Below are 8,937 nucleotides of genomic sequence, written 5' to 3'. Positions count from 1 at the left end.
GGCGGAGAACTTCCTCGCCATGGTCCAGATCGCATCAATGCGCCTGTGGCTCCGCGTTTATGAGTCTACGGCCTAGAGCAAAAAATCGCGGTTACGAGTTCGCCGACCGCCTCGCCCGCTCAGAAAGAAGCTGTCACAGCTGCCGATCGAAGAGCGGAACAGATATATCAGCATGCCAAGGCTACTGCTGACGCAGCACGACGACGCTATCTTCGCGCTCTATCGCAGAGCGCTCCAACAGCAGTCATCTCAAGCGAACCTTGTAGCCAGCCATTGCTAACCGAGGCTGGCGGACGAGAGCTAACCGAAGACGGTAAGACGTTGATGTCCGAAGGCCGGGATTGCGGCAGATGACCAGCAAAAGCGGGGAATCCGGGGTGATTGGCCAGCGATACCCGCTCATACTCTCGCTGCATAATACCGGATCCACCATCGCTTTGGCCTAGCCCAAGTGGGTCATTTGCTGCGATCGGAACGGACGATTCCGGTCAGGTCGGCGCGCGTCCTGCGACGCTCGCGCCGTTCCCGACCGCTTCTGTAGCGCAGGAAAGCGATCGCCACGATGGGCGTCGCTGCGACGACGACGATAGTAATATAGCCGAGAAGCTGTTGCATGATGCCGACGAACCCCCCAATTCGTTGGCGCCGAGGCTAGGTTTTATCGAGTCCTTTCTGCAAGGGCTGAATCGGTGATTCACTTGATCGACATCAATGCTTGCCCCGTCCTGGGCCAACATGACATGTTTTTTAATTAATAAGGCGGTTGTTGCGAATCGATCGCATCCGCAGAGAGCCCGTGCCTGGCCCGCTGCAGCGCGAAGCCCTGCACCGACACTATCGGGATAATCGGCGATGGCTGCCGGCATCAGCAGCCGCCAGGCCCATCATAATTCGCGGCGAGGGCCGCCGGCGGTACGCGGCTCGGCCGGGACGCGAGCCGCGATACGGACCGATGCCTCCTCCATGCGGATGCGCGAGCGCTCCAGATGGACGCGCATCGCCGCCTCGGCCGCCGCCGGATCGCGCGCGAGCAGCGCGTGGATGATCTCGGCATGTTCCTGCGCGGCTTCCTGCGGGGCATTGGTGTTGAACAGGAAGCGGAAGATGTGGAGGTGCATGTGCAGGCGCTCGATCGTCTCCGCGATCAGATGGTTGCCGCTGCCGGTGGCGACCAGGCTGTGCAGCATCGCATCCGCCTCGGCGAAGCGGGCGTAAGCGACGCCGGTTTCCGCCTGGATCCGGTCCATTTCCTCTTCCATCGCCGAGAGCTGGCGCAGCATCTCGTCGTTCATCGATTCGGCGGCGCGGGCGGCGGCATAGGGCTCGATCAGCTGGCGCAGCGCATAAAGGTCGCTGACCTCGGACGGCGTCATCTGCGCGCTGGCGTGATAGCCGACATTGGGGACCTTGATGACGAGCTTCTCGGCCTCGAGCCGGCTCAGCGCCTCGCGGATCGGGGTCTGCGAGATGCCGAGCTTGCGCGCGACGGCATCGATGCCGATCCGCGTGCCCGGTGCGATCTCCATCGAGACCAGCATCGACAGGAGATGCTCATGCGCCCAGGCGACCAGAGTCGGCACCGGGGCGGGCCGCGGCGAACGATAGCCTGCGGGCGGGAAGGCAATGGGGGAGTCGGAATTGTCCATCTAGGTCTCGACATGCAGCGGCGCCGTGGCGTCTATGCAACACCTATAGGATATCGGATCACTGCGGGAAAGGACGATCGCAGGGCGATAGGATGACAATGGACCTATCGCCGCCGCAAGGGCACGCCGCACCCGGCGCGCCCTTCGCGGAAACCGGGACTATTGGCCCGGCTTGGTGCCCAGGATCTTGGTGTCGCCCATCAGTTGCGGATCGGACGCGAGCGCCGCCGTGCCCGCCGGGAAGCCGTTGGTCTGGAGGATGAAGGCCTCGATATCCGAAACCGTCTTGCCGCCGAGGCTGCCCGGATCCTGCGCCGGCATCGTATCGTGGATGCGCGAGAACAGATCCGCCGTGCTGGTGTTGTTCCAGTTGTTGAGGAAGTTGCTTCCGGCAAGCGGCGGGGCCGAATCGCCGCCCGTCAGGGTCGGACCGTGGCAGGCGGCGCAATTGTCGGCATAGGCCGCCTTGCCGCGGGTTGCCTGCTCGGCGGTATAAGCGCCGGCCCAGACCGATCCGGCCGGGGCCTGGGCATGGGTGGCGACCGACGCAATCGCCGTCGTCAGCATGGCGGCCGCGACAACAAGCGCCGCACGGCCACCAGGAAGGCCATGAAGCTGGCCAGCCTCGCCATTGATCGTCCACCCGACCTTCATCGTTCACGCCTCCTTGGGCAGTTTGAAAGCGACGAGTTCGCCGCTGTAGTTGCCGCCGCCGATCGCAACGACGAGATATTGCTTGCCCCCAAGCATATAGGTCATGGGCGAGCCGCTTTGCGGGGCGGGGATATAGACCGCGCCCTTCTCCTCGCCTGTCGCCTTGTCATAAGCGCGCAGCATGGCACCGCGGATGCCCTGCTCGTTGGTGAAAAAGCCCGATTCGCCGCAAATCACCAGCGACCTGGTACAGAGCGGCCCGAGATTGCCCTCACGCCCGGTGCGCGGGATCTTCAGGCCCTTGAGCGCGGGATGGTTGCGGATATTGTCGGGCGTCTCGCCATGCGCGATCTGCCAGGCGATATCGCCTTTGGTCAGGTCGAGCGCAGTGATGCGGCCATAGGGCGGTGCGATCAGCGGCAGGCCCTGCACGGTGAGCGGGCCGGGCCGCGGTACGCCAGGCTTGGGCGGCGCGGCCGGCGGACGCTGCGGACGGCCGCCCTCGGGCATCGCCGCACCCATCGAGAATTGCGGCTGGGGCGGAATGCCGGTGATGCCATGGACATAGGCGAAGTCCGACACATTCTTGTCGTTGCTCGGCACGATGCCGATCAGGCCGATCGTGGTCTTCGAATAGACATAGAGTTTGCACGTCTCGGGATCGTAGCAGCCGCCCGGCCAGTTGGTGCCGCCCTGCAGCCCCGGCGCGACGAGCGTGCCGAACGGCCCGCCTTCCCTGCTGAGCGTTGGCGGGGTGAACAGGGGGCCGGTGACGTAGTTCTTGACCAGCTCGAGCGCCTCGGCGTGCAGCTCGGGCGTGAAGTTGATCAGGTTTTCAGGACCCGTGCCCTGGCGATCATAAGCGGGCGGCCTGGTGACGAAGGGCTGGGTCGGCGAATACCATTCGCCGGGCACGTCGCCCGCCTGGACCTTGCGCTCGACGATCGGCCAGATCGGCTTGCCCGTTTCGCGGTTGAGCACATAGAGCCAGGCCTGTTTGGTCGGCTGGGCCAGCGCCTTGACCATCCTGCCCGCGACCGGGATGTCGCACAGGATCGGCGCGCAGGGCAGATCGCGGTCCCACAGGCCGTGATGCACCATCTGATAATGCCAGCGCCGCTCGCCGGTGTTCACATCGACCGCGACCAGCGATTCGCCGTAGAGCGCATTACCGCGGCGATACATGCCCATCTCGTCGCCGGTGGGCAGCTCGACCGGCAGATAGACGAGACCCAGTTCCTCATCGGCCGACATCTGGGCCCAGACGCCGGTATTGCCGGCCTGATCTGCATCGCCGCCGATCCAGCTGTCATAGCCATATTGACCCTTTTTGGGGATCGTATGGAAAATCCATTTGCGCTTGCCGGTGCGTATGTCGAACGCACGGACATAGCCCTTCACGTTGAAGCGCGTCGTCGGCACGTCGCCCGACGTGTGCGCTGCGCCGACCACGACCATGTCCTTCACCACCAAAGGCGTCGCATGGAGGCCGACATCGGCGGTGATCGGGTCGATCTCCTGATCGAAATCCTTCTTCAGATCGACAATGCCGTTCACCCCGAACGCGGTGTCGGGGTGGCCGGTCGCGGCGTCGAGGCAGACGAGCTGATAGCCGACCGTCACGAACAGGACGCGCTCGATATTGCCGTCGGTCCAATAGGAGCAGCCATGGCCCGAGAGCTGGCGCGGCGCGTTCTGCGCGCGCTTGCCCTCGTCGATACGGTACATCCACAGCATCTCGCCAGTGGCTGCGTCGAGCGCGATGCAATCGCGGCGCGCGCCGGCGGTCAGGAACAGCCGGCCCCTGACCAGCAAGGGCGTCGCCTCGAACTGATATTCCTTCCGCGTGCCGAGCGCGTCGGTCTTGAAGCGCCAGGCGACCTCGAGATTGTTGAAGTTCGACGCGTTGATCTGGTCGAGCGGGGCGTAGCGCGTGTTCGCCTGGTCGGCGGCATAATGGCGCCATTCGGTATCGACCTTGGGATCGTGCGGCGGAATGGCCGGCGGGGTCCAGCCGGCCGCCTTGCCCTGGGCGAACGCCCCCGTCTTCGCCAGCAGCAGCGTGGCACCGGTGCTCAGCAAAAGCGTGCGTCTGGACAGATTCGACATTCAATCACTCCCTATGTCGGGCACTCTTGCGCTGCCCTGAATGCCGGCTACCACAGGAAACACCTATCCTATAGGATATATCGCGATGTCCGTGATTTGCCGGCAGGGCCACCAGATGTGTCGAGCCGATCAGCGCTTGTAGAGCGGCGGCGTGCCGGCGATCCTGGTCCGCAGACGATAGATGCTGGTCGAGCCGGTGAAATAGAGGTCCTTGCCGTCCATGCCGCCCCAGGCGAGGTTGGCGGCGACTTCGGGCAGCTTGATCTGGCCGAGCAGTTTGCCCTGCGGCGAAATGATGCGGATGCCGCCCGGGCCGGTGCTCCAGACATTGCCCGTGACATCGGTCTTGAGGCCATCCGGACCGCCGCGGCCCATGCTGCGATCATAAGCGAACAGCACGCGCGGGTTGGACAATGCGCCGTTCTTGCCCACGTCATAAGCCCGGGTGAACATCTCCGGCCCATAGCTGTTGACATAGAAGGTCTTGCCGTCGTTCGAGAAAGCGAGGCCGTTGGGCAGCTTCAGGTCGGTGACCATCGGCGTCAGTCTGCCCCCGGCATAGCGATAGACCGCGGCGAAGGGCTGTTCGAGCGGTGGCGACGGCTCCATGTTCATCGGGCCGAAGGGCGGATCGGTGAACCAGAGCGCGCCGTCCCTGGCGAAGACCAGGTCGTTCGGGCTGTTGATCCTCTTGCCTTGATAGGTGCTGAGGAACGGCTTGATTGCAAGCTTCGCGTCGAGCCGCGACAGGTTGCGGCCGCCCTGCTGGGCATAGAGGATCGTGCCGTCCTTGTCGGTCACCATCGCGTTCGGCCCGAGCGTCTTGCCCGGCTTGGGATTGGGATAGCCGCCGGCATGATCGACGAGCAGTTCGACCTTGCCGTCGGGCGTGACCGCGCGAATCTCCTCGCCGCCGACGTCGGAGAACCACAGTCGCCCTTCGCGCCACATAGGGCCCTCGACGAACTTGAAGCCGGTCGCGATCTTCTCGATCTGCGCGTCGGGCGCGATCAGCACGTCGAGCGCGGGATCGAGGCGGACGACCTCGGACACAGGCGCGGCCGGCGTTTGGGCGATCGAGGCACCGACCGCCGCCGTCACGGCACCCATGACCAGCGCGTATTTCAGTACTGACTTCATCGCTCTATCCCCTCCAGGGTTGTTCTCGTTCGGCCGGAAACCCGGGCCCTAGTTCGCCGCGGGCTTGGCCGGTTCGGGCCCGAAATTCGCCGCGAGATAGTCGATCACCATGGTCATATCGTCGGGCGTCAGGTCGGCGCCGCGATCGACCATCAACTGCACCGTCGCTGCCCAGTCATCGGCGCTGCGCCGCTGGTTGAACACGCTCGCGGTCGAATGGCAGGTGCTGCAGCGTTCGTTGATCACGACGAGCGCGGGACCGGGCGGCGGTACCGGCGCGGTGCTGGCAGGCGCCGGAGCCGGTGGTGCGCTCTGCGCCTCAAGCCCACGAGCCGCCACGACCGCAAAGGCCAGGCCCATCACATTCAACGCAATCTTCCGTGCAAACATTTCGACGCGATACTCCAGTTACATCGTCACTTTTTCGGTAGGGCAAACGCCAGCACCGCGTCGCTCGACACCGGCGACCCGTTGAACCCGCCGGTATCGACCGCCGCGACATATTGGCGGCCATTCTTGCCGGCATAGCTGATCGCCGAGCCATAGATCGCCGCGGGCAGGGTCGCGGTCCACAACACCTTGCCGGTCCGCGTGTCGAAGGCGCGCATCCTGTTCTCATCGGTGCCGCCGAAAAAGGCGAGGCCCGTCGCGGTGACGATCGGGGCGCCCGAACTCAGCCGCCCGGTGTCGCGCATACCCTCGGGCAGCGTGTCGGTGGTGCCGAGCGGCACGCGCCACGCGATCTTGCCGCTGTTGACGTTGACCGCGACCATCTCGCCCCAGGGCGGCGGGCCGCACGGAATGCGGGTCTCGCGATCCCAGAAATAGACGTATCCGCGGGCCAGGCCCCAGGAGCCGTCAGCCTGTTTGGCAAGCTGCTGCGGGCTGGCCAGCGAATTGACGTTGGTGAGGTAGAGGCCCTGTTTCGGATCGAAGGCGCCCCCGCCATAATCGATGCCGCCAAGGCTGCCCGGAAAGAAGGCGACCGCCGAATCCGCGCGGAGCGGCTGGAACATCTTGCTCGAGACGATCTTGTAATCGTCGGCCACTTTCTGGCAGCGCCGCTTCACGTCCGGCGTCATCGCCGCCATGTCCGACATGTCGAACGACAGGCGGGTAAGCGGCGGCGGCGCCGAGGGCATCGGCTGGGTCGGCGACGGGAACTCGCCCGGGATATCGGTGTCGGTCGGGACCGGCACTTCCTTGACGTCGTAGATCGGCTTGCCGGTGACCCGATCGAGGATGAACATGATTGCCATCTTGCTCATCACGGCGATCGCCGGGATGGTGCGGCCGTTCTTCCTGACGTCAATCAGGGTCGCGGCGGGCAGGTCGACGTCCCAGATGTCGTGATGCACGACCTGGAAGTGCCAGAGATATTTGCCGTTGTTCGCATCGACCGCGACGATCGAGTTGCCGTAGAGATTGTCGCCCTTGCGGTCCCCGCCCCAGCGATCGAAACTGGGCGCCGCGATCGGCAGATAGGCGATGCCGCGCTTCTCATCGACGACGATCTGGGTCCAGACGTTATTGCCCGACCGGTTCTTCCAGCCATCGCCTGCCCAGGTCTCATGGCCCGGCTCGCCCGGGCCAGGCACGGTGTTGAAGGTCCAGACCAGCTTGCCACTGCGCGCATCCCAAGCGCGCACATCGCCGCGCGCGCCGAGTGACGGCGTTTCCTGAACCCGCGAGCCGGTGATGATCAGGTCGCCATAAATGGCCGGCGGCCCGGTCATGCCGTATTGGCCGTTCGGGTTGCCGTTCATGATCTCCGGCGTCTTCAGATTGACCACGCCATCCTCGCCGAAGCCGGGCACCGGCACGCCGGTCGCGGCATCGAGCGCGATCAGCCGGCCCGAACGCGTGCCGAACACGATCTGGGGCTTCGCCTTCCCGGAACCCGGCCAATATTGCACGCCGCGAGTCGAAGCCTGGTCGCGTTCGGGCATCTGATATGCCCAGATCTCCTTGCCGGTGTCGGCATCGAGCGCGACGACCCTGCCGTAGGGCGAGGGGAAATACATCACGCCGTTCATCACGATCGGCGTCGCCTGCGACGAGGAGAAGCGCGGCCGTTGCGGGGGCAGCATGTTGACCGGTGCCTCGGGGTTCACCGGGAAGGCGGGCACGACGAAATTGGACGGCTTCATGTTATAGGTCCAGGCGACCTGGAGCTTGTCGACATTCTGCGGCGTGATCTGGGTAAGCGGCGAATAGCGCGACGCCCCCTGATCATTGCCGTAGCTTGGCCAATCCTTGCCCGCGGGGGCGGCATGGGCGGAGGCGGCGATCGTCGCGGCCCCCGCGAGCAGCAGAGCGATCCTCAACGGGCGGCCCTCGGACGAGCGGCCTGTGCAGCCATGTACGACGCCTTGGACGCGAGGTCCTTCGCTACACCGATCACCATCATGTCTAGGGGTGCCGCTCCTGTCGATCGGATCGACCGGGATTGCCCAAGGTCGACCGGGACGACGTCCCCGGTATGAATGGGCGCGGTCTCGGACCCGATGGTCACCTCGCCGTCGCCCGAGAGAACCAGATAGACTTCGCTCATCTCCACCATGGTCCGCGCGCCGACCGAGGCGCCCGCGGGAATGCGCAGATGATCGACATAGGACCAGGGCGTCGAGAAGACGCTCGGCTCGAACGCACGGCGATATTGCACGCTGGCGGTGCCGCCATCCATGCCGGCGACCGGGCGCAGCTGGGCCGGATCGAAACGCGCCGAAATAAACTGCGGGATCGGATCGAGCGTCACATCGGTGCGCGGATCGTTCAGGTTGAACGCATCGTAGGTTTTGGTCAGCCCAACATTGATATTGACCCACTGCACAGGCTTGTCAGTGGAGTTGTAGATGCCGTGCGCCTGACCCATCCGGTCGGGTACCGCGGCCGGGCCCTTGATGAGCGAGGTATGGCCGTTGATCGTGAACTGCGCCTCGCCGTCGAGGATGACGAACATCTCTTCGCAATTGTTGTGGAAGTGTTCGCCGATGCCGCTTTTCGGCGCGATCACCCCGCGATGGACGAAGATCAGATTGGTGCTGAGCGCGTCGGCGCCGAAGATCGCTCCGAACTCCATGGATCCGGCGCCGGCATGAACGCCCTCGCTGTGACGGAATTTGCCCGGATCGGTGTGGCCGATGCGCTGCGCCAGGGTCCTGGCGGATGGGGCCGGAACAGCGGACTGCGCATGACCAGCCGCAGCATGGAGCATCGGCGCGACGAGCGCGCACGCCAGATAGTGCTTCCTCAACCCAGATCTCCCCTCGGCATCACGGCCGGTCCCTCGCGGGTCCGGCTGGGACGTTGTTCTTTGTTTCGACGGATGCTAGCAGGGTGCAATATCATATACAATATGATCCTGAGCCGATCGGCGACAGGACGA

General features: G+C 64.7%; 8 protein-coding genes. All 8 read right to left on the bottom strand.

Features of this window, described 5'->3' with window-relative positions:
- Positions 1-456 precede the first annotated feature (456 nt).
- The 8 genes from AC1RT8_RS23070 to AC1RT8_RS23035 all read right to left on the bottom strand — a co-directional run bounded on the left by AC1RT8_RS23070 (position 457) and on the right by AC1RT8_RS23035 (position 8,805).
- Positions 457-615 carry a hypothetical protein gene (locus AC1RT8_RS23070; RefSeq protein ID WP_493078702.1) on the bottom strand — a complete coding sequence of 53 codons (159 nt, stop codon included), beginning with the start codon at positions 613-615 and terminating at the stop codon, positions 457-459.
- A gap of 269 nt (positions 616-884) precedes the next feature.
- Positions 885-1,646: a GntR family transcriptional regulator gene (locus tag AC1RT8_RS23065; RefSeq protein WP_493078700.1), complete on the bottom strand. Its 762-nt coding sequence runs from the start codon at positions 1,644-1,646 to the stop codon at positions 885-887.
- A gap of 159 nt (positions 1,647-1,805) precedes the next feature.
- Positions 1,806-2,300 (bottom strand): c-type cytochrome, encoded by a 495-nt coding sequence (locus tag AC1RT8_RS23060; RefSeq protein ID WP_493078698.1) that lies wholly within the window; start codon positions 2,298-2,300, stop codon positions 1,806-1,808.
- Between the two features lie 3 nt (positions 2,301-2,303).
- A complete protein-coding gene (locus tag AC1RT8_RS23055; RefSeq protein WP_493078697.1) occupies positions 2,304-4,409 on the bottom strand; it encodes an outer membrane protein assembly factor BamB family protein in 2,106 nt (701 codons plus the stop codon).
- 129 nt (positions 4,410-4,538) lie between these two features.
- Positions 4,539-5,549: an SMP-30/gluconolactonase/LRE family protein gene (locus tag AC1RT8_RS23050; protein ID WP_493078695.1), complete on the bottom strand. Its 1,011-nt coding sequence runs from the start codon at positions 5,547-5,549 to the stop codon at positions 4,539-4,541.
- A gap of 48 nt (positions 5,550-5,597) precedes the next feature.
- A complete protein-coding gene (locus tag AC1RT8_RS23045) occupies positions 5,598-5,939 on the bottom strand; it encodes a c-type cytochrome (protein WP_493078693.1) in 342 nt (113 codons plus the stop codon).
- Between the two features lie 26 nt (positions 5,940-5,965).
- Positions 5,966-7,876, bottom strand: coding sequence for a pyrroloquinoline quinone-dependent dehydrogenase (locus AC1RT8_RS23040; protein WP_493078691.1), 1,911 nt, complete (start codon positions 7,874-7,876; stop codon positions 5,966-5,968).
- On the bottom strand, positions 7,873-8,805 hold the full coding sequence (locus tag AC1RT8_RS23035; protein WP_493078690.1) for a cupin domain-containing protein: 933 nt from the start codon (positions 8,803-8,805) through the stop codon (positions 7,873-7,875). The genes AC1RT8_RS23040 and AC1RT8_RS23035 overlap by 4 nt, the downstream gene beginning before the upstream one ends.
- Positions 8,806-8,937: the final 132 nt, after the last annotated feature.

This window comes from Sphingomonas sp. GW821-FHT10F11 (assembly GCF_058809095.1).
This window is presented reverse-complemented; position numbering and strand designations above follow the sequence as displayed.

What these genes read in the sequence shown, in the direction of transcription:
- AC1RT8_RS23070 (WP_493078702.1), bottom strand. Translation starts at nt 615, where the DNA reads ATGCAACAGCTTCTCGGCTATATTACTATCGTCGTCGTCGCAGCGACG.
- AC1RT8_RS23065 (WP_493078700.1), bottom strand. Translation starts at nt 1,646, where the DNA reads ATGGACAATTCCGACTCCCCCATTGCCTTCCCGCCCGCAGGCTATCGT.
- AC1RT8_RS23060 (WP_493078698.1), bottom strand. Translation starts at nt 2,300, where the DNA reads ATGAAGGTCGGGTGGACGATCAATGGCGAGGCTGGCCAGCTTCATGGC.
- AC1RT8_RS23055 (WP_493078697.1), bottom strand. Translation starts at nt 4,409, where the DNA reads ATGTCGAATCTGTCCAGACGCACGCTTTTGCTGAGCACCGGTGCCACG.
- AC1RT8_RS23050 (WP_493078695.1), bottom strand. Translation starts at nt 5,549, where the DNA reads ATGAAGTCAGTACTGAAATACGCGCTGGTCATGGGTGCCGTGACGGCG.
- AC1RT8_RS23045 (WP_493078693.1), bottom strand. Translation starts at nt 5,939, where the DNA reads ATGTTTGCACGGAAGATTGCGTTGAATGTGATGGGCCTGGCCTTTGCG.